Here is an 18,453-nt window from a genome sequence, read left to right as displayed (position 1 = left end):
TTCTAGCTGGTTTCGAATTTGACCGGGACTTTTTCGAACACGATGTGCCTGCCGTTTTCGAAATGGCGGCCCGGATCTTCGGTGAGGTGGTAGACCGGGTGCCGCGCCAGCTCCTGGAGCACGATCCGCAGCTCCAGCCTCGCCAGGTGCGCGCCCATGCAGTGGTGGATACCGAAGCCGAAGCTCAAGTGCTGGTGCGAATTCCCGCGGTCGAGGGAGAACGTGTCCGGGTCGGGGAACTTGTCCGGATCACGGTTCGCCGCGTCCAGCAGGAAGACCACCCGGGAGCCTTCGGGGATCGCGGTCCCGGCGATCGTCACGTCACGGGTGGTGACCCGGGTGAACCGATCGGTCGGGCACCACCGGCGCAGCGTCTCGTCGGCCGCGACCGGCATGAGGTCCGGTTCGGCCTTGAGCCGTTCCTGGAGAAGGGGATTGCTCCCGAGATACCACAACATCCGGCTGATGGTGTTCATCGTGGTTTCGTGACCGGCGATGCAGTACGAGACGATGATCGACTGGAGGGTCTCCTCGGACAGCGGCTCACCGTTCAGCTCGGCCCCGACCAGCCGCGACAGGTAGGAATCGCCCGGCTCCTCCTTCGCCCGCCGGACCTCTTCCGAGACCAGCTGGCGGAACTCCGGCCAGAAATCGGTCAGGTCGGGGTTCTTCGAAAGCCGCGCCCACAACGTCGTGGTCAGTTCCCGGATCTGGTGCTGCGCCGATTCCGACAACCCGAGGGCGATCGCGAGCACACCGATCGCGAGCGGCTTCGACACCTCCCCGGTGAAATCCCCGTGTCCGCGCTCGACCATCGGCCGGACCATGCGGGAAGTGAGCTCGGCGACCTGGGACTCGAGGCTCCGCACCACATCCTGTTGCAGCGGGGGAGACATCAGCCTGCGACGGGCGCGGTGCTCCGGCGGATCGAAGTCGATCGGCGAGAACTTCGGCGTCCCCGCCGCCCGCGGGAAGAAGACACCGCTCCCCGAGCTGTACGTGGCGTGATCCTTGAAGGCCGCTTTGACCTGCTCGTAGCGCGACAGTATCCACATGCCCCCGTGCGCTTCGGAATAGGTGACACCCTCGTTCTTGCCGATCTCGCGGTTGACGATCTCCGCGACTTCGGGGGTGTATTCGGGATCGTGGTAGTCGAACCGCCGGGTGAGCCGCTCGATGGGATCCTGTCGCGTCGACGTCATTCTTCCGCCCTCAGATGTCAGAACCCGGCGTCGGCCATCACTTCGACGGTCTCGTCCCGGCGGCTCGGGCCCATCGTCACACCGCCACCCGCGCCCGCTCGTCTCGTCGATTGCCGTCCCCGCCGGGTACTCGCGAACGCGAGGTGTGCGGACGCCGAACCTGCTGCGGACATTCCGCGCCGAGGGCCCGGCCCGGTCCCGCGCGCCTTCCTCCCCCGCCCCGAAGGCGTGTCGCGAAAGCCACTTTCGCGACCCTGGACGTCCCGAAAGTGGCTTTCGCGACGCCTCTCCCTCGCCCTTCCCGATTCCCTGGGAAGGGCCTTTGACCTGCTGTGGAGCTGAGGGGAATCGAACCCCCGACCCTCTCGGTGCGAACTGTCGGCATCGACGTTTCCGCAGGTCACCGAGGTCAGGTCCGGGGTCATGGACGCTGCTGACGGTCGCTCATGGTCGCTGGCGTTCCGCACCTGTTCCGTGGACGCCACCAAGCCGCCGGAGACAGTCACAGACCGTGCCAGACGCCGATACTTCGGCAACGCGGTGATTCTGTTGCGAGACAAGGAAATGTGCCCTGAACCTGCCTGGCAGGGGGCCGCGGACTGTAACCGGGTACGGTGCCGGGGCATTCCGACGCAGGTCGAACAAGGTTTCCCCAGGTCCCGTGAGGGCCTGGTCACGTCCGGCGACGATGTCTACGATCATGGCCGTGACGTGGACCGACCGCGTGGACCGGTGGACGCGGGCACACCCGGCCGGTTCGGACCTCCTGCTCGCCCTGGCCGTCGCCGCGCTGCTGGGGCCGGGTTCGCTCGACATCCTCCTGGTCGCCGACTCGCCGGACTGGGCGCTGTGGGTGGCGGGTGTCTGCGCGATCGTGGTGCACTCCACCGTCGCGCTGCGGCGGATCGCCACCAAAACCGCGTTCGCCACCGCCACGCTGGCGATGGCGGTGCTCGTCGTGCTGCCGAACACGGTGGTCCGGGCCGAGCCATTGGGGCTGGCGAGCGCGAGCGACAGCATGGAGATCCCGCTCTTCTTCCTCCCGACGTCGGCGGTCTACCTGGTGCTCCTGTACGCCGTCGCCGCGCATCGGCCGCTGCGCGAGAGCCTGCTCGCCCTCGGGATCAGCGTGCTCGGAGCGGTGCTGTGCACAGCAAGGACGGCGACGGCCTACGGCGCGCTGCCCGCGGGGTGGCTCACGCTGCTGCTGGCCGTGCTCGCTTTGGTCGCGGCGGTGGCGGGCACCTGGGCCGTCGGCCGCTTCCGGTTCGACCGGCGGCGGCGCCTCGCCGACGAGGCCGCGGAAGCCGCCGAGCGTGCCGCGGCAGGCGAACGACAGCGCATCGCCCGCGACATGCACGACATCGTCGCCCATTCGCTGGCGGTCATCGTGCGTCAGGCCGAAGGCGGTTCCGCCATCGCTTCCAAGGCGCCGGACCGCGCGGCACAGGCGCTCACCGTCATCGCCGGCACCGCTCGTGAGGCACTGGCCGACATGCGGGGCACGCTGCGGGTTTTGCGGGACAGCGAAACGCGGCCCTCGCTCGCCGGGATACCGGACTTGGTGGAGCGGGTCCGGGCGACGGGCGTCGACGTCCGGCTGTCCGAGCGCGGGCGGCCCGACGCGCTGACGGCGAGCGCGGCCATGGCGGCGTACCGGCTCGTCCAGGAGGGTTTGACCAACAGTGTCAAGCACGCGGGCCCGCGCACGGGTGTCACCGTCACGATCACGCACACCCCGCAGGCGTCGGAGTTCGTCGTCGAGGACGACGGGGCCGGTGCCGGCGAGCGGCCGCCGCTCCCCGGGACGGGCGCCGGACTGAGCGGCGTCCGGGAACGCGTGCGCGCCGCGGGCGGTACGTTCGAGGCCGGTCCGGCCGGCGGCGGTTTCCGGGTGCGCGCGGAGTTCCGCGTCGGTAAACAGGGAGCTTCGGGATGACGATCGACGTCGCGCTGGTCGACGACCAGGAACTGGTCCGGACCGGGCTGGCCATGGTCGTCGACGCGACCGACGACATCCGCATCGTCGTCCAGGCGGCCGACGGTGTCGAGGCCGTCGCGAAGCTCGCCGGGACACCGGTCGACGTCGTGCTGATGGACGTCCAGATGCCGCGGATGGACGGCGTCGAGGCCACCGGGCTGATCGCCGCCCGCGAGAACGCGCCCAAGGTGATCCTGCTGACGACGTTCGATCTAGACGAATACGCCATCGCCGGACTGCGCGCCGGGGCGAGCGGGTTCCTGCTCAAGGACGCGTCGGCCGACGAGGTGCTGCACGCCATCCGAGCCGTCCACGCCGGCGACGCCGTGATCGCGCGCTCCACGACCCGCCGCATGCTGGACCAGCTCGCGGTCGCCCGCGAGACTTCCCCGCTCCTGAACCGGCTCACCGCGCGCGAACGCGACGTGCTGCTGGAGATCGCGCAGGGCTACTCCAACGCCGAGACCGCGCAGCGGCTCTTCCTCTCCGAAACCACGGTGAAAACGCACGTCGGTCATCTCCTCGCCAAACTCGAGGTCCGTGACCGGGTGCAGGCGGTGATCTTCGCGTACGAGAACGGGCTCGTGCGGCCGAGCTGAGGCGATCTCATCATTTCGGAGGAGGGACCGGGCACCTCAGGCCGAGGATTCCCGTCGCGCCGGCGAGCAGCCTGATGCGCATGCAGACAATCGACAAGCCCTACGAAGCGACCACCCCCCGCGCCCGGTGGCGTGACCCGGCCACCTGGGGCGGGATCCTCGCGCTGGGCGGCGGCCTCTTCCACACCGTCGTCGCCGGCTTCATGCGCCGGGAAGTCTGGGAGCGGATCTTCGACGAAGGATTCTTCAACACGGTCACGCTGGACCCCACGCCCGACCGGCTCCCCATGGCCGAGGCGTTCTGGCTCAGCCCTGGCAGTTTCGGGGTGCCGCTGCTTCTGCTCGGCGGGCTGGTGCTCCGGCACACCCGGCGCGGCGAACGCGTGCCCGCCTGGCTGGGCTCGGGCGTCGTGGCGTGGGCGGTCCTGCTCGGGCTCCTGGGCGGTTTCGACGCCGGAACGATCGCCCTGCTGCTCGTCGGTTCGCTTTTTCTGGCAGGAGCCCGGCGCGGCCGTGGAATCATGAACGAATGACCGAGTTGGGGGATCTGCTGGCCGATGTCGCCGCCCGTGTCACCCGTTACCGCGCAAGCGTCACCGACGCCCCGGTCTTCCCCGAGGACACGACGGGCGTCCGGGAGAAGCTCGGCGACCTGCCGGAGAAACCCGCCGCGCCCGCCGACGTGATCCGGCGGCTGGCGGACGCCGTCGAGCCGGCGCTGGTGGCGAACACCGGCCCGAGGTACTTCGGTTTCGTCACCGGTGGGGCGCTGGACGCCGCGACGGCGGCCGACATGCTCGCGACCGGCTGGGATCAGCCCGCGTTCAACAAGATCACCTCGCCCGCCGCCGCGATCGTCGAGGAGGTGGCGGGCGAATGGCTCAAGGACGTCCTCGGCCTGCCGTCCGGTGCGTCGTTCGGTTTCGTGACCGGCGGGCAGGGCGCGAACACGGTCGGCCTCGCCGCCGCCCGGCATCACGTCCTCGCGCGGGCCGGGTGGGACGTCGAGCGACGCGGGCTGCACGGGGCGCCGCCGCTGCCGGTCGTCGCCAGTGAAGAGCGGCACGCGACGATCGACCGGTCGCTCCGCTTGCTCGGCTTGGGCACCGACGCCGTCCGGCCGGTGCGCGCGGACGGCCAGGGCGCCATCGACATCGCCGATCTCGAACGGAAGCTCGACGGGCCCGCAATCGTTTGCCTTCAGGCGGGGAACGTGAACACCGGCGCGTTCGACGATTTCGCCGCCGCGACGGAGATCGCCCACCGCCACGGTGCGTGGGTGCACGTCGACGGCGCGTTCGGGCTCTGGGCGGCCGCCGCCCCCGCGCTCCAGCGGCTGACCGTGGGGCTGGAGAAGGCCGACTCCTGGGCGGTCGACGGGCACAAGTGGCTCAACGTCCCCTACGACTGCGGTTACGCGTTCTGCGCTCATCCCGAGTCGCACCGGGCCGCGATGGCGCTCACCGCCGCGTACCTGACCGGCCAGGGAGAGGGCGGGGTGAGGGCGCCGAGCGACTTCGTGCCGGAATCCTCCCGCCGGGCGCGGGGCTTCGCGACGTGGGCGGCGCTCAGCGAACTCGGTCGCGAGGGGATCGCCGAGATGATCGAGCGATGCTGTGCGCTGGCCAGGAGGTTCGCCGAAAAGCTCGAAGCGTGCGAAGGCGTCTCCGTCGTGAATGACGTGGTGCTGAACCAGGTCCTTGTCAGCTTCGGCGACGAAACGGACCGGGTCGTCGAAGCCCTTCAACGCTCCGGCGAGTGCTGGATGGGCGCGACCACCTGGCACGGCATGCGCCTGATGCGCGTCTCCGTGTCCAACTGGAGCACCACCGAGGCGGACGTCGACCGCAGTGTCGCCGCGATCGAGGCGATCAGGAATCGAGAAGCGTCGTGAACCGGTCTCACCTAGCGTGACCGTCATGGACATCGCCATTCACGGGAGTTTCCTCCCGCAGACCGACCCCGACGCCGCTCTGGCCTTCTACCGCGACCTCCTCGGCTTCGAGGTGCGCAACGACGTCGGCTACGACGGCATGCGCTGGATCACTGTCGGCCCGCCGGGGCAGCCGGTGTCGATCGTGCTGCACCCGCCCGCCGTCGACCCGGGTATCACCGAAGACGAACGCCGCGTCATCGGCGAGATGATGGCCAAGGGCACCTACGCGGGCATCCTGTTCTCCTCCGACGACCTCGACGGTCTCTTCAAGCACCTGCAGGAGTCGGGCGCCGAGGTCATCCAGGAGCCCACCGACCAGCCGTACGGCCTGCGTGACGGCGCCGTCCGCGACCCGTCGGGGAACCTGATCCGTATCCAGCAGCGCGTCTGAGAGCTACCGGGTGCGGGCGCGGACGTGGACCCGTTCGCCCTGTTCGCCGAAGAGGCTGAGCACCTCGACCCGCCCGCGGCCGGTGGCACCGAACCAGTGCGGCGTCCGGCAGTCGAACTCGGCGGCCTCGCCCGCGCCGAGCACGACGTCCTGGTCGCCGAGTACGAGCCGGAGCCTGCCGCGCAGCACGTACAGCCACTCACGGCCGCCGTGCGTTCGCGGGTGGGGTTCGTCGTCGCTCGCCGGGATCGTCATCTTGTAGGCACGGGGGCCGTCCTCGTGCCGGGTGAGCGGGATAAGGACACGCCCGTCCCGGCCGTCCACAGGGGCGTCGAGCACCCGCGGTGACGAGACGATCTCGTCGACGCGCAGGCCCAGCGCGGCGATGACCGGCAGCAGCAGTTCGAGGCTCGGTTTGCGCTGCCCGGATTCGAGCCGGGACAGGGTGCTGGTGGAGATGCCGGTGGCTCGGCTCAGCTCCACCAGCGTGGTGCCCTTCTTCTCCCTGGCGCGGCGCAGCCGGGGCGCGATCTGTTCGATCGCCGCGGTGACGGTGGGTTGGCTCTCCATGCCGCCAGGACAGCAGGTCGTCCCGGTTCCGGCAAAGTTCTTTGCCGAAACAGCCAAAAGCTCCCGATGCTGGCGGCATGATCGAGACGAAACGCCTTCCCGCCGGGGTCTATCTCCTGTCCTTCAGTCTGTTCGCGATGGGGAGCGCCGAGTTCCTGATGGCCGGCGTCCTGCCCGCGGCCGCCGCCGATCTCGGCGTCTCCCTGTCGTCCGCGGGCGCGCTCATCACCGCGTTCGCCCTCGGTGTCGTCCTCGGCGGCCCGCCGTTCGCCGTGCTGAGCCTGAAGTGGCCGCGGCGGACGGCCTTGATGACGACGCAGGCCGTCTTCGCCGCCGCCATCGCGATCGGCCTGCTCTCCGGCGACTACTGGATCCTCCTGATCACCAGGTTCATCGCCGGTCTCGCCTACGCCGGTTTCTTCGCCGTCGCCGCCGTGACCGCGATCAGCCTGGTGACGCCCGACCGCAACGCCCGCGCCTCGGGTGTCGTCGTCGCCGGGCTCAGCGTCGCCATGGTCGCCGGGGGACCGGCGGGCACCCTGCTGAGCAACCTCACCGACTGGACCGGCGGCTTTTGGGGCGTCGTCGCGCTCACCGTCCTGGGTGTGGCCGCCTGCGCCGTCGGCCTGCCTGCCACGACGTCCACCGCGCCGAGCCTGTCGGGTGAACTGCGCGCCATGCGGACGCTGCGCCTCTGGGGCGTCTACGCGGTCACCATCCTGAGCACGGCCGCGTACATGGTGTCCTTCAACTACCTGGCGGCGATGCTCGCGGACGTCCTGCCCGCGGTCTGGATCCCCGCGGTCCTCGCGCTGTTCGGGATCGGCGCCTTCGCGGGACTGTCGCTCGGCGGCCGGATCTCGGACCGCCGGCCGCACCACGCGCTGCTGGGCGGCGCCGTCGGCATCGCGGGCTTTTCGGTGCTGCTCGCGCTTTTCGCGTCTTCCGCCTTGGTGGTCGTGCCGACGGTGTTCCTGCTGGGTGTCGCGGCCTTCGTGCTCAATCCGGCGCTCTACGGCCGGGTCTTCACGATCGCCGCTGCCGCCCCGACCCTCGCCGGCGCGACCACGGTCTCGGCCTTCCAGCTGGGCATCAGCCTCACCCCGGCCTTCGCCGCCGGGGCGCTGAACCTGGGGGCGTCGCTGACGGCCATCCCGTGGATCGGCGCGGCGCTGGCCCTGGCCACGATCCCGCTGGTGCTCCTCGACCGCTCGCGTGATCGCATGCTTGCTTGCTAGCATGCGAGCATGGCTGAGGTCACCAAGCGGCAATTCAACGTCTACCTGCCGAACGACCTCATCAAGCGGGTGAAGCACGCGTCCGTCGACGCCGACGAGTCGCTCTCGTCGTTCGTCGAACGGGTGCTGGAGGAGTACCTGCTGCGGACCAGTGAGGAACGTGAGCGATGAAGGTCATGCCGATCCGCTACAGCTCGGACGTCGAGGCGATGACGCGGTTCTACGAGGCGCTCGGCCTCGGTACCGGGCCGGTGTCGCGCCCCGGCGGCTGGGTCGAGATGCCCGCCGCGGGCGGGATGCTGGCCATCCACCGGTCCTCCGGCGACGACGTCGGCCGCTGTGAGCTGGCGTTCGAGGCCGAGGAACCGTTGGAGGACGTCGCGGAACGCCTGCGGGCGGCCGGGTTCGAGCCGGGACCGCCGATGGACGAAGGTTTCGGTCACTCGATGCGCGTCCAGGACCCGGACGGGGTGTGGGTGCAGCTCAACCTGTACGACCGCGACCTCTACACGTGACCGAGACCCGGCGCGCGGGCCCGCTGTTCCTCGCGGTGGGCATCGTCGCGCTCGAATTCGCGGCGGCCGTCACCGGTTTCGTCGCTTCCAGCCTGCTGCCGATCGTCGCCGCCGAGCTCGACGCGAGGAACGACCTCGGGCTCCTGATCGCCGGCTCGACACTGGGGCTGTTCGTCGCGCTTCCCTTGGCGAGCCGCGTTCTCGGCAGGCTGGGCCCGCGCGGCACCCTCGCCGTCGGGATGGCCGCCTATCTCGGCGGGCTGCTTCTCGCCGCGACGGCACGGGCGGCGTGGATGTTCGCCCTCGGCCAGTTCTCCGCCGGGCTCGCCAGTGGCCTGCTGGCGATTTTCGGGATCAGCTCGGCGATCCGGCATCTCGACGACCGGCTGCGGATCCGCGTGGTCGCGGCGTCCTCGGCGATGTGGATCGTGCCCGCGCTGGTCGGCCCGGCCGCGACGCTGGGCCTGGAGCATCTCGTCGGCTGGCGGTGGACCCTGCTGCTCCCGGTGCCGTTCGTCCTTTTCGGACGGTTGCTGGTCGTGCGCGCGGCCCGCGGTGAACCGTCCACAGAGGACGGACAGCGACCGCTCGCGAAGACGCTGACGGTACCGCTGGGAGCGGCGCTCGTCGTGTTCAGCGCGGGTTTCTGGCCGCTCGCGCTCGCCGGGGCGGCGATCACCGTCGCCGGGATGATCGCGATCCTGCCGCCGGGCACTGCACGGCTCCGGCCGGGCACCCCCGCCGCGCTCGGCGCGATGGTGCTGTTCGCCATCGGCTATTTCGGCGCGGACAGTCTCATCACCGTGCTCCTGACGAGCGGTTACCAGGTGAGCCTCGGGCAGGCGGCGATCGTGTTGAGCGCCGCCCCGCTCGGCTGGGCGGTGACGAGCCTGGTGGCCGCCAAGTTCACGTCGGCGCGCTTTCCCGTCGTGGGCCTGGGAATGACCGCGCTCGGCACCGCCGTCCTCGCCTTCGGCGGTTCGTTCGCCACGGCTCTCGCCGCCTGGGCCGTCGCCGGGATCGGTGTCGGACTCGCCTACCCGGGTCTGTACATCCGAGCCACGACCGCGGGTACGAGCGGTTTCACCGCCGCGGAACTGGCGACCGCCGTCATCACCGCGGAATGCGTCGGGCAGCTGCTGGGCCGGGCCGTCGGTGGCGCCTTGAGCTCATCCGGCACCGGTTTATTCGCCTCCTACGCGCTTTTCGCGGCCTCACTGGCGGCCGCCGCCTACGCCGCGGCCCGCCGGGAATGAATCAGCCGGCCCGAAGATGGCGCCACGGCTCGACCATCGGCCGCCTGCCCAGCGCGTCCAACACCTGCGGCCCGTCACAGAGCGCATCCCCCGGATGCGGGTGCACGTCCACGAGCACGCCGTCGGCGCCCACCATCGGAACGCGACGGGTCGATCATCACCGGCGGATGCGGAAGATGCTGAACCACCGGCACCGCCGAAACGTCGAGCGTGGTGCGTGTCGAGGTCTCGAAGGTCCGGATCCCGCGCTCGCACAACACGATGTCGAGACAGCCGCGCTGCGCGATGTACTCGGCCGCCACCAGCGATTCCTCGATGGTGGAGTTCATCCCGCGTTGAGCAGCACGGGTTTCCCTGCCCGGCCCGCCGCCTGCGGCAAGCCCGTCAGCCTGCGCTTCCTGTCCGCGGACTCCGCGGTGCCGCTGCCCCGGGGCGGCGTGCTGTACAAGGGCGAGTCCGGGGTCGCCGACCACAACGCGATCCGCGCCTCGTCGACCGCCGCCCGCCAGGACGGCGGCTCGCCGCCTACCAGAACACCCCGCGCGACAAGTGTCATCCGTCCGAAGAGGCCTGTCCTTCCGGGACAGGCCTCTTCGGCGTTTCAGTCGATGAGGACGTTCTTGTAGAACAGATTCGCGTAGCGATTGATGTTGTCCATGCTGCTGCGCGAGCCGAAACCCATGTACAGCCGGGTCTCGCCGGCCAGGCTCCGGTAGATCCCGAGTCCCTCCGGCTCGCGGAACACCAGCGACTGCCCGGCCTTGGTCAGCGCGCGGCTCTTCACCGTGCCGGTGTTCATGTCGATGCAGGTGACGTACGAGTTGATGTCGGCGGGATCGGCGTGTCCTTCACCATCCAATGTGTACAGGTACTGGCCGTAAATGGTGTATCCCTGGAAGGTCACCGGCACGGTGGACAACGCGGGCTGCGCGAAATGCGCCAGCGGCGAGCTGAAGTCACCGGCCGCGGCGGAGGCGAGCGGGTAGACGCTGTAGAACATCTTGCCGCCTTCGTTGCGGCGCACCGCGATCCGCTTGTTGATCGGGTCGGTGGCGCAGGTGATCGTTTTGCTGCCGGTGAGGAACTTCTTCACCGACGGCGTGCCACCGTTGACGAACTTGAACCTGGCCAGCGCCGTGCCACGACCGGTGCCCGTCGGTCCGTCCGAATCGCATTCCATCCAGATGTAGGAGTCGGTGCCCACCGGTTCGACGCCGATCGACACCCCGTGCCCGGCGTTGTTGAGATGCATCGAGCCCTGGATCTCACCGGAGAAGTTGACCTGCGTGACACACAGGTCGTCACCGGTCCCGCCGTTGCGCGCGTTCACGATGAAGATGCGCACGTTCTGGTTGTCGAAGGCGAAACCCTGCATCACGTGATGCGACTCGTGAAGGATCTTGCTGCGAAACTCGTCGTACGACGGCTTGGTGAGGTCGAACCGCTTGGACGCCGGCACCGCGGCCGAAGCCGGCGCGGCGAACACCGCGCCCGTGCCGAGCAGTGCCGTCGTCGCGGCGAGACCACCACCGGCGCGCAGCAGCGAACGTCGGGAGAACGGGGATCGGGGCACCTGCTCGGACATGAGCGCTCGCCTTCGTCGGGTTTCGCGGTTCGATCGAAGGTTGTTCACGCGCGTACAAGATTCGTACAACCCGGCTCACCGATCTACCTCCCCTCGCACAGGGCGGCGTTGGCGACGTCGATACCGCTCGGATCGGTCGGGAACTTGTTCGTGTTGGTCACGACCGAAGCGAACCGGCCGTCGTCGGTGGTCAGCGTGAGCGACGCGTGCCCGGTCGGCAGGGCACCGTCGTGTCCCCAGGCCACGTCGCCGCAGGACAGCTGGATGCTGAACTGCCCGAGCCCGTATCCGGCGGGAGCGCCCGGCGTCCACGGCACGACGGTGCGCATCTCGGCGAGGGCCTTCGGCGAGACGACAGTGCCCGAAACGAGCGCACGCCCGAACTTCGCGAGATCCGTCAAGGTGGATTCCATCGCGGCCGACGAACTCCACTTCGAGAGCTCGAACGAGGTCGTCATATCGACCCAGAAGTAGCCGCCACCGAGCTGGAAACCCTGGTAGCCGGGCAGGTACGGACTGGTGAGCGTCCGCTTTCCCGGCGGCGGGAACGAGGTTCCGGTCAATCCGAGCGGTTCGACGATCCGCTCGGTGATCGCGTCACCGACGTACTTGCCCGTGAACTTCTCGATCAGCAGTCCGAGCACCAGGTAGCCGACGTTGGAGTAGTGGTAGGCGCCCGGCGCGGAAACCGGCTTGTCGTCCATCGCGGCGCGCACCAGCTCGGCCAGGTCGAACGTGCCGTCCGGCTTGGTCTTCGCGCCGGCGGGGTCGTGAGGGAAGCCCGCCGTGTGGTTGAGCAACCGGCGCACGGTGATGACGGTGCCGTCGTAGTTCCCGGTTACGACGCCGGGCAGGTACCTCTCGATGGGAGCGTCGAGTTCGACGAGCCCCTCGTCGAACAACTGGAGCACCACGGCCGCGGTGAAGGTCTTGGTCTGGCTGGCGATCCGGAAATGGTCGCCCGCCGTGATGGGCCGCTGCCCGGGGGAGGTGGCCGAGCCGCTCGACAGGGTCCACGAGCCTTGGGCGTCGCCGGCGTGCACGGCCGCGCCGGGGCCCACCTTCCGCTGGTAGCGATCGAGTACGGCTTGCGTGGCGGCGTGATCGCCGGTCTCGGCCGCCACCGCGGGCGCGACCGGCACGGCGAGTGCGACGGCCAGTGCGACACCGGCGATCCGCTGGATCTTCGTTCCCATTCTCTTCTCCCTCAGTCTTTTCCGGAGTTCGCGGAGGCGTCACCGATAGCGGTGAGGCCTTTCTCGACGACGTCGAGCACACCGGCGACGCCTTCGAGCAATTTCACGAGGTTTTCGCCGCTGGCGAGCAATTCGCCCAGTTTCGCCGCGATCCGGCCGCCGTGTTCGACGGCGATCGCCACGCATTCCGGGATCGCCTCGGCGATACTGGCCCCGAACGTCGCGGGCGCGGCCGCGATGGCCCTGGTCATGATCGGCACGATCTTCCCGACGGCCTCGGTGATCAGGCGGGTGACGATGTCGACGGCCTGCGCCACCACCTCACCGGCGGCGACCATCGCCTTCGCGTTGGCCGCCGCCGACTCCGCGACCGTTTTGATCCCCTCGACCAGTTTCGTCGCCGTCGCGGTGTAGTCCCGCTTGGCGTCCCCGGACCATTCGCTCGTCTCGTTCTCCGTCGTGGAGCCGTAATCCTCGGCGACGGAGTTCGCGCCCTGCGCGCCCTTGTCGTGCTCGGCGGAGGAAGCCGACACCGACCCCGGCTCGCCGCGAAGCTGCCCGAGCGGCTCTTCGAGGAACGAGATCATCGGCGTCAGGAAGTCGCACCCCGCGCTGCTCAGCGCCGAAAGCGGGCTCGCCGTCGAGCCGAGCATGCCGAGCGAGACAGCGGGCTCGCCGCTGAGCTCCGCGGACAACCATTCCTTGCCACCGACCGAATCCCGCGCGATACGCAGGTCGGCGAGGGCGGTGTTGATCTCCGCCGCCGTCGTCATCGTGGGCCTCCGTCGCGGTTCAGGCGGGCGGCGTGGCCTTCGTCCGTGCTCTGATACAGCTCGGCCGCCCTCCGCATGCCGTCGCCGACGTCGTCCAAAACCGACGCCGTGTGGGCGAACGCTTCCCTCGTCCGGTTCATCGCGGCGCCGATGCCCGCGGTGAAGCACTGCACGAACGGCCCGAGCGCAGCCGACGGCATTTCGCCGGGCAGCGCCGCGCCGAGCGACGACAACTGGCCGGCGTGCGCGGCGAGCCGGCCCGCATGCCGGCGTAACTGCTCGGGATCGACGGTGTAGGACCGTTCCGCGGTCATCGCACGACCTCCGGCGAGAGGTGCCGGGTGAGCTGGGTGAGCGCCGGGCCGTCCCCGAGATACCCCGCCATCACGTCGGCCATCCGTTCCCCGGCGAGACGCTGTGCCACGCGTGCGGTGGTCACGATCAGCGCGGCGAGCGAGTCGGCTTCGAGTTTGCGCGCGAAGGGCGTCAACGCGACATCTTCGAGCACGCCCGCCGCGTTGACCGAGACGGTGACCTCGCCCCGGGGTGAACGGGCCGTCGCCCCCGCCTGTTCGAGGCTCTCCCTGGCCTGTCGTGCGCCGTCCGCGGCGCGTTCGAGCCGGCCTCGGTAGTCGGCGAGCCATTGTGCCGGCTCCATGGTGTTCCCCTTCCTTGTTCGATGGAATGCGTCGTCATCCGGCGGCCGATGCCACCGCTTCGCGTAGCACGTGAACGAGTTCGTTGTGCCGCAACGGGTTGACGCTCACCCAACCGCGGTCGTCGTGATCGATCCGCACTCTCCCCGAAGGAGCGTCCAGCCAGGAAAGTTCGAGTGGCCGCTTCTCGGTGCCCGATCCGCGCACGACACCGAGCTGGCCGCGTCCCACCACCGAAGGCAGCACGGCGGCGAGCGCTTCGACGGCCGGGTCGTCGGCGGTGGCTCCCGGCGGCAAGGTGATCGGCAGGGTCGGTGCGGCAGGCACCTCGGGGAGGAGCCCCGCGAGCGTGTCGGCCAGTGCGTCGTACGCGACCCTCATGACGGTCACCGGGCTCGGTGTGCCACCGAGCGGCTGTCCGCACAGGACCGCTCGGTCTTCGTGGATCATGGCCGCGAAACCCGTCAAGATTCCGTCGCGGGCCAGCACCAGATCGACCGAGCTGTGGAACCCGCGCAGCGCGGCGACCAGAGCCGCGGCCAGGCCGGCTGGTCCGTCCGCCGTGGCGAGGCCACGCTCCGCCAGCGAACCGCCCGCGGCGCGGAGCGATGCCTCGCGTTCGCCCGCGATCCGGCCGAACGACGGAATCCGCAACGGGAACGGCAGTGGTACCCCCGCGTGCGTCGCGAGCAGATCCAGCTCCACGAGCTCGAAACGGCCGCCGTGTTCGTCGAGCGGGGTGGCGATGGTCGTCATGACGTCCGCCCCCTGAGGTCGTCGCCGGATCGCTCGTCCTGTTCTTGGTACTTGCGCTTGGCGGACGCGAGCAGCTGCTGGTATTCCCTGACTTCGCGTTCCGCTGCCTTGATCTCGCCCGCGAGCCCGGAGCCGCCCGCGGCCTCCCGTAGCCGGTTCGCCAGATGCGCGGCGGGTGGTGCGGTTCCCAGCAACGGCAGCCGTTCCGCGAGCCTGCTCGCCGTTCCCACCAGATCGGCGGTGAGATCGCCGAGATCGGCCAGCGTCGTGATGCGCGCGTCGAGCAGTTCCAGTTCGACTTCGATTCCCCGGCCCGGGTTCATCGCCACTCCTGCCGGGGAAGACCGATGACCGCCTCACTGGCGGGTTCCGCGAGGGGGAACAGCGCGTGGTCGATCGTCGGCAGCTGGTTCGTGTGGTCGTCCTCGTCGGACCGGCCGTGCGTGCCTGTGCCAGGCGGAACCAACGGGCCCACGGAGGCGGTGCGCGTCGCGGCCGGCTCGGCGGGCGCCCGCGCCACCATCGCGCCGGACCCGGGCGGCAGCGCCGCCGTGCCCACCCGCACCCCGTGCGCGAGGGGGCTCACGAAGGCGCCGGGCCCGGCGGTGGTCCCGGCACCGACGGCCGGGCCTTGTCCCACCGCGCCGGACCCGGTGAGGCGCTGCCACGAAGACCCGCTCGGGGCGGTGCCATCCGGCAGTGAGGCGCTCGCCGTGGTGCCGCCACCGCCCGGCGTGGCCGACGCGGCCGGGATCGTGCCCTGTGCCCGACCGATCAGCCTGCCCGAATTCGTCAGGCTGGACTCGTAGGTCCGCATCGTTTGGACGGCGCGCTGCTTCCGCACGTCGGTCGTGGCGGTGGCGGCGTAGAAGCTGAAACCGGCTCCGCCGAAGGTCCAGTCCAGGAACATGCTCGTCATCGGTGCGACCGGGTCGTCCGCCGGGGCGGGCATCGTGGCCCTGGCCCATGCCAGCGCGTCGGCCGCCTGTTGCGCCGCCCGCTCGCCGGCGTGGGCGAGCTCCGCGATCTTCTCCACCCGGTCGGCGAGCGTGAGCAGTCGCCCGGCCGCCTCCTCCGCGCCGCTGCCCCGCCAGCCGTCCAGCAACGCCGCGTGCTGTTCGCGCAGCACCTCGGCGTGGTTGACCAAGGCCGCCCGGTGTCCGGACCAGTCCGCGGCGATCGTGCTGACGTTCGTGACGTCGGCGTCCTGCCACAGCATCCGGTGCAGCTCTTCGTGGCTGTAGGCCTCCCAGTGCACCTCGCCCTCCGGCGCGGTCTCGGCACTCACCCCGGTTCCCCCTTCCCACGGACCGCTTGTCGACGCGACCCATGCTGGCGGCGGGCGTGCCGGAGCCGGAAGGTCGAGCGGCGGCCATTTACGGCCGGTGGTGCTGAGCTGCGAAAAGGCCCTAGCGTCGGGCGCGGTAGGCCTTGGCGAGGTGTTGCTGCAGCCGGGCGTGCCGGAACTGGTAGACGGCGCCGGACTGGCGCAGGATTCCTCGCCGGTACGCGTCGTCCAGGAACGCGGTGACGGCCCACGGCAGCTTGCGGAGGAGCGGGAGCCGTAAGCGGGCGAAGACCAGCCACTGGCCCCACGCGGTGAAGGTCATCACGTACGCGGAGGCCGTGACGAGTCCCGCGGTGAGCCCGAGCAGAGCACTGACCCTGAACGACTTCACGAGGTGAAAGGACGGCCCCGTGAGGTCCTCCAGCGCGGCAGCGGCCCCGAAGGCGCCGAGGCCGATCGCGATCGCGAACACCGGCGCGAACAACGCGACGACACGCAGCACGGTCGAGCGGTTCGCCGCGAGCAGGTCGGCGGGGCTGGTGGCGGTGGTCAGGTTGGCGGGCACCTCGAGAACGGTGAGGAGCGCCAGCAACCCGCCACAGACGGGTCCGAAGGCGAGCCCGAAAACGGTGATGTCGATGAGGATCAGGCGGAGGAGACGACCGAGATCGTCGATGACGACGAGATCCGGTGACAGTGCCCGCACGAAGACACCGACGAAGGTGATGACGACGGCCGCCAGCACGCCGCCCGCCACCCCCGCCGCGAACCTGACGGCGATCCTCCGCCGGAGGCGGGGACGGCGTGCCCGCCGGTCGAACAGCCGCAACCGCACGCGCGTCGGTTCGAGGTGCCCGGTCTTGCGGACCACCAGGAGCGAATACAGCAGACCGAACGGAACGGCGATCACGGCCCCGCTGGCCAGCCCGTCGACGAGGACGACGGGTAACCGGAACGGCAGCCCGGAAGTGAGCGAATTGAGCGGGCAGAGAACGAACCAGATGACGAGCGCCGTGGTCAGCCAGGTGGAGGCGGTCACCAGGAGAACGCGCGACCGGCGCGTCAGCGAGCCGCCCATCCGCCACCATTCGAGATCGCCGGTGTCCCGCCGGTCGAGGTCGTCGGCGAGGAAGCCCAGCCAGTGCCGGACCTGTTCGAGGTCCCAGCGCTGCTGGACGTCGCCGGCTTCCCAGACGGTGGGGACGAAGGTGTCGAGCAGATGCTCTTCGAGAGCCTGCGCCGTCGGGAAGCGGTCGATGTCCAGCAGGCTCGCCGGATCGCGGTCGCGCGAGTCGCTGTAGACCGTACGGGCGAGCCCGATCATGAGCGGGGTTTTCAGGACCGTGGCCAGGTTCGCGGCAGGCGCTTCGGTGTCCCGCAAGGCGGCCAAGACCGGATCCCACGCCGTGGCCGCGCCGCCGGGAGCGAGTCGCCGTGCCGTTCGGGGCAGGTAGCCGGCGAGGTCGTCGACGGTGAGGTCGGTCAGTTCGACGACGGCGGCCGACGTCAGCGTGTGGACGTTGGTGACCGCACGCTCGTACTCGTCGAAGCGACTGGTCAGGAACAGCGGTCCGGAGAGGGAGCTGAGCGCTTCGAGCGCCGGCCGGTGCAGGCCCTCGGCGATCTCGTCGAAGCCGTCGAGGACGGGAAGGATGTACCCGGTGTCGACCAGCACGGCCGCCAGCGTCGAGCCGCCGGGTGCCTCGGCGGAGAGACCGGGATGGTCCCGCTGAAGCGTTTCGACGAGCCAGGTTCGCAATGGCGTCGTGGCCGGGTCCCACGAACCGATGGTGAAGATCACCGGTACGACGCCGCCGCGGTTCCGGACGGCCAGCGCGTCGAGCGCGAATCGGAGCGTCAGCACGGTCTTGCCCGCTCCAGCGCGGCCGAGCAGCACCAGTTTCCGTGAGGGGATGCCGCGGTAGATGCCCGCGATGTCGCCGATCTCGCCAGAGAGGTCGAGCGGTGCGGCGGTCATACCGTGCGGAACGCGGCAGATGTTGTCCCAGTGGTCGGCGAGATCGGCCGCGGTCCGCCACCGAACGGGCAGGGGGAACGGATCGTGCACGCGGCGCAGTTCCTCCTCGCGCCGGAGCCGGGTGGCGATGATCGTGGCCAGGTGGTCCGCCGCTTCGGACACCTCGTCGGGAACGACGACGAGGGACGGGGCCGGAACCACCGGTGACTCGCCTGCGTCCTCGGGCGGCACTTCGACGGGCTCGTCCGGTGGCCTGCCGTCGGCGGCGGCGAGGAGGTCGGCGCGCTCGCGCGGGGTGATGCCGAGGGCGTCGGCGAGCAACGTCACGGTGCCGACGCGAGGGTCGGTGCCCCCACCGTTTTCGAGACGGCGGATGGTTCGCACCCCGACGCCTGCGCGGGCGGCCAGGCCTTCCTGCGTCAGACCTGCCCGGCGGCGGGCGTCGCGGAGGAGAACGCCGAACCGACCGGCCACAGGCGACGTCCCTCCCAGATCCGCTGTGCGACGGGTGATCATCCTAGTGGCGGACCGGC

Annotated in this window: 22 protein-coding genes; 9 read left to right on the top strand and 13 right to left on the bottom strand. The window is 70.1% G+C overall.

What is annotated here, in order from left to right; all coding sequences use genetic code 11:
* Positions 1-2: 2 nt before the first annotated feature.
* Positions 3-1,202: a cytochrome P450 gene (locus tag ACZ1DY_RS38140; protein WP_192743597.1), complete on the bottom strand. Its 1,200-nt coding sequence runs from the start codon at positions 1,200-1,202 to the stop codon at positions 3-5.
* A gap of 706 nt (positions 1,203-1,908) precedes the next feature.
* Between ACZ1DY_RS38140 and ACZ1DY_RS38135 the strand changes: the two genes are divergently transcribed.
* From ACZ1DY_RS38135 to ACZ1DY_RS38115, 5 genes are all read left to right on the top strand, one after another.
* Complete coding sequence (locus ACZ1DY_RS38135) at positions 1,909-3,141, top strand: sensor histidine kinase (RefSeq protein WP_465482548.1); 1,233 nt, start codon at positions 1,909-1,911, stop codon at positions 3,139-3,141.
* Entirely contained in the window at positions 3,138-3,782 is a 645-nt protein-coding gene (locus tag ACZ1DY_RS38130; RefSeq protein WP_126736851.1) for a response regulator, read from the top strand. Before ACZ1DY_RS38135 ends, ACZ1DY_RS38130 begins: the two co-directional genes overlap by 4 nt.
* Positions 3,783-3,862: 80 nt before the next feature.
* A complete protein-coding gene (locus tag ACZ1DY_RS38125; RefSeq protein WP_465482547.1) occupies positions 3,863-4,315 on the top strand; it encodes a DUF6463 family protein in 453 nt (150 codons plus the stop codon).
* Entirely contained in the window at positions 4,312-5,676 is a 1,365-nt protein-coding gene (locus ACZ1DY_RS38120) for a pyridoxal phosphate-dependent decarboxylase family protein (RefSeq protein WP_465482546.1), read from the top strand. Before ACZ1DY_RS38125 ends, ACZ1DY_RS38120 begins: the two co-directional genes overlap by 4 nt.
* A gap of 25 nt (positions 5,677-5,701) precedes the next feature.
* A complete protein-coding gene (locus ACZ1DY_RS38115) occupies positions 5,702-6,109 on the top strand; it encodes a VOC family protein (RefSeq protein WP_126736854.1) in 408 nt (135 codons plus the stop codon).
* Between the two features lie 3 nt (positions 6,110-6,112).
* Here ACZ1DY_RS38115 and ACZ1DY_RS38110 read toward each other — a convergent pair whose 3' ends face one another.
* On the bottom strand, positions 6,113-6,679 hold the full coding sequence (locus tag ACZ1DY_RS38110; RefSeq protein WP_257484223.1) for a helix-turn-helix domain-containing protein: 567 nt from the start codon (positions 6,677-6,679) through the stop codon (positions 6,113-6,115).
* A gap of 77 nt (positions 6,680-6,756) precedes the next feature.
* On the opposite strand from ACZ1DY_RS38110, the gene ACZ1DY_RS38105 reads away from it, so the two are divergent.
* The 4 genes from ACZ1DY_RS38105 to ACZ1DY_RS38090 are packed head-to-tail and all read left to right on the top strand — an operon-like array spanning position 6,757 to position 9,688.
* Complete coding sequence (locus ACZ1DY_RS38105; protein WP_465482545.1) at positions 6,757-7,917, top strand: MFS transporter; 1,161 nt, start codon at positions 6,757-6,759, stop codon at positions 7,915-7,917.
* 9 nt (positions 7,918-7,926) lie between these two features.
* Complete coding sequence (locus ACZ1DY_RS38100) at positions 7,927-8,088, top strand: hypothetical protein (protein WP_034305716.1); 162 nt, start codon at positions 7,927-7,929, stop codon at positions 8,086-8,088.
* Complete coding sequence (locus ACZ1DY_RS38095; RefSeq protein WP_126736857.1) at positions 8,085-8,432, top strand: VOC family protein; 348 nt, start codon at positions 8,085-8,087, stop codon at positions 8,430-8,432. Before ACZ1DY_RS38100 ends, ACZ1DY_RS38095 begins: the two co-directional genes overlap by 4 nt.
* Entirely contained in the window at positions 8,429-9,688 is a 1,260-nt protein-coding gene (locus tag ACZ1DY_RS38090; protein ID WP_465482544.1) for an MFS transporter, read from the top strand. Before ACZ1DY_RS38095 ends, ACZ1DY_RS38090 begins: the two co-directional genes overlap by 4 nt.
* Positions 9,689-9,762: 74 nt before the next feature.
* On the opposite strand, the gene ACZ1DY_RS38085 is transcribed toward ACZ1DY_RS38090, so the two are convergent.
* From ACZ1DY_RS38085 to ACZ1DY_RS38035, 11 genes are all read right to left on the bottom strand, one after another.
* On the bottom strand, positions 9,763-10,017 hold the full coding sequence (locus ACZ1DY_RS38085; protein WP_465482543.1) for a hypothetical protein: 255 nt from the start codon (positions 10,015-10,017) through the stop codon (positions 9,763-9,765).
* On the bottom strand, positions 10,014-10,244 hold the full coding sequence (locus ACZ1DY_RS38080) for a hypothetical protein (protein WP_465482542.1): 231 nt from the start codon (positions 10,242-10,244) through the stop codon (positions 10,014-10,016). Before ACZ1DY_RS38080 ends, ACZ1DY_RS38085 begins: the two co-directional genes overlap by 4 nt.
* Before the next feature lie 45 nt (positions 10,245-10,289).
* A complete protein-coding gene (locus ACZ1DY_RS38075) occupies positions 10,290-11,273 on the bottom strand; it encodes a phage baseplate protein (protein WP_465482541.1) in 984 nt (327 codons plus the stop codon).
* 83 nt (positions 11,274-11,356) lie between these two features.
* On the bottom strand, positions 11,357-12,469 hold the full coding sequence (locus ACZ1DY_RS38070) for a serine hydrolase domain-containing protein (protein WP_465482540.1): 1,113 nt from the start codon (positions 12,467-12,469) through the stop codon (positions 11,357-11,359).
* Positions 12,470-12,480: 11 nt separating this feature from the next.
* Positions 12,481-13,242, bottom strand: coding sequence for a hypothetical protein (locus ACZ1DY_RS38065; protein WP_465482539.1), 762 nt, complete (start codon positions 13,240-13,242; stop codon positions 12,481-12,483).
* Positions 13,239-13,556, bottom strand: coding sequence for a WXG100 family type VII secretion target (locus ACZ1DY_RS38060; protein ID WP_465482538.1), 318 nt, complete (start codon positions 13,554-13,556; stop codon positions 13,239-13,241). Before ACZ1DY_RS38060 ends, ACZ1DY_RS38065 begins: the two co-directional genes overlap by 4 nt.
* Positions 13,553-13,900 carry a YbaB/EbfC family nucleoid-associated protein gene (locus ACZ1DY_RS38055; RefSeq protein ID WP_465482537.1) on the bottom strand — a complete coding sequence of 116 codons (348 nt, stop codon included), beginning with the start codon at positions 13,898-13,900 and terminating at the stop codon, positions 13,553-13,555. Before ACZ1DY_RS38055 ends, ACZ1DY_RS38060 begins: the two co-directional genes overlap by 4 nt.
* A 34-nt stretch (positions 13,901-13,934) precedes the next feature.
* A complete protein-coding gene (locus ACZ1DY_RS38050; protein ID WP_465482536.1) occupies positions 13,935-14,654 on the bottom strand; it encodes an ESX secretion-associated protein EspG in 720 nt (239 codons plus the stop codon).
* Entirely contained in the window at positions 14,651-14,977 is a 327-nt protein-coding gene (locus tag ACZ1DY_RS38045) for a hypothetical protein (protein WP_465482535.1), read from the bottom strand. Before ACZ1DY_RS38045 ends, ACZ1DY_RS38050 begins: the two co-directional genes overlap by 4 nt.
* Positions 14,974-15,942, bottom strand: a complete 969-nt coding sequence (locus ACZ1DY_RS38040; RefSeq protein WP_465482534.1) for a hypothetical protein — start codon at positions 15,940-15,942, stop codon at positions 14,974-14,976. The genes ACZ1DY_RS38045 and ACZ1DY_RS38040 overlap by 4 nt, the downstream gene beginning before the upstream one ends.
* Positions 15,943-16,063: 121 nt before the next feature.
* Positions 16,064-18,394, bottom strand: a complete 2,331-nt coding sequence (locus tag ACZ1DY_RS38035) for a helix-turn-helix transcriptional regulator (protein ID WP_465482533.1) — start codon at positions 18,392-18,394, stop codon at positions 16,064-16,066.
* Between the last annotated feature and the right edge of the window lie 59 nt (positions 18,395-18,453).

Source organism: Amycolatopsis sp. PSD-21, assembly GCF_055561455.1.
This window is presented reverse-complemented; position numbering and strand designations above follow the sequence as displayed.

Excerpts from the sequence above, each read along its gene's own strand:
- ACZ1DY_RS38085 (WP_465482543.1), bottom strand. The coding sequence starts at position 10,017 with ATGAACTCCACCATCGAGGAATCGCTGGTGGCGGCCGAGTACATCGCG.
- ACZ1DY_RS38095 (WP_126736857.1), top strand. The coding sequence starts at position 8,085 with ATGAAGGTCATGCCGATCCGCTACAGCTCGGACGTCGAGGCGATGACG.
- ACZ1DY_RS38055 (WP_465482537.1), bottom strand. The coding sequence starts at position 13,900 with ATGGAGCCGGCACAATGGCTCGCCGACTACCGAGGCCGGCTCGAACGC.
- ACZ1DY_RS38065 (WP_465482539.1), bottom strand. The coding sequence starts at position 13,242 with ATGACGACGGCGGCGGAGATCAACACCGCCCTCGCCGACCTGCGTATC.
- ACZ1DY_RS38115 (WP_126736854.1), top strand. The coding sequence starts at position 5,702 with ATGGACATCGCCATTCACGGGAGTTTCCTCCCGCAGACCGACCCCGAC.
- ACZ1DY_RS38110 (WP_257484223.1), bottom strand. The coding sequence starts at position 6,679 with ATGGAGAGCCAACCCACCGTCACCGCGGCGATCGAACAGATCGCGCCC.
- ACZ1DY_RS38100 (WP_034305716.1), top strand. The coding sequence starts at position 7,927 with ATGGCTGAGGTCACCAAGCGGCAATTCAACGTCTACCTGCCGAACGAC.
- ACZ1DY_RS38060 (WP_465482538.1), bottom strand. The coding sequence starts at position 13,556 with ATGACCGCGGAACGGTCCTACACCGTCGATCCCGAGCAGTTACGCCGG.
- ACZ1DY_RS38070 (WP_465482540.1), bottom strand. The coding sequence starts at position 12,469 with ATGGGAACGAAGATCCAGCGGATCGCCGGTGTCGCACTGGCCGTCGCA.
- ACZ1DY_RS38130 (WP_126736851.1), top strand. The coding sequence starts at position 3,138 with ATGACGATCGACGTCGCGCTGGTCGACGACCAGGAACTGGTCCGGACC.
- ACZ1DY_RS38050 (WP_465482536.1), bottom strand. The coding sequence starts at position 14,654 with ATGACGACCATCGCCACCCCGCTCGACGAACACGGCGGCCGTTTCGAG.
- ACZ1DY_RS38105 (WP_465482545.1), top strand. The coding sequence starts at position 6,757 with ATGATCGAGACGAAACGCCTTCCCGCCGGGGTCTATCTCCTGTCCTTC.
- ACZ1DY_RS38140 (WP_192743597.1), bottom strand. The coding sequence starts at position 1,202 with ATGACGTCGACGCGACAGGATCCCATCGAGCGGCTCACCCGGCGGTTC.
- ACZ1DY_RS38075 (WP_465482541.1), bottom strand. The coding sequence starts at position 11,273 with ATGTCCGAGCAGGTGCCCCGATCCCCGTTCTCCCGACGTTCGCTGCTG.
- ACZ1DY_RS38120 (WP_465482546.1), top strand. The coding sequence starts at position 4,312 with ATGACCGAGTTGGGGGATCTGCTGGCCGATGTCGCCGCCCGTGTCACC.
- ACZ1DY_RS38125 (WP_465482547.1), top strand. The coding sequence starts at position 3,863 with ATGCAGACAATCGACAAGCCCTACGAAGCGACCACCCCCCGCGCCCGG.
- ACZ1DY_RS38080 (WP_465482542.1), bottom strand. The coding sequence starts at position 10,244 with ATGACACTTGTCGCGCGGGGTGTTCTGGTAGGCGGCGAGCCGCCGTCC.
- ACZ1DY_RS38045 (WP_465482535.1), bottom strand. The coding sequence starts at position 14,977 with ATGAACCCGGGCCGGGGAATCGAAGTCGAACTGGAACTGCTCGACGCG.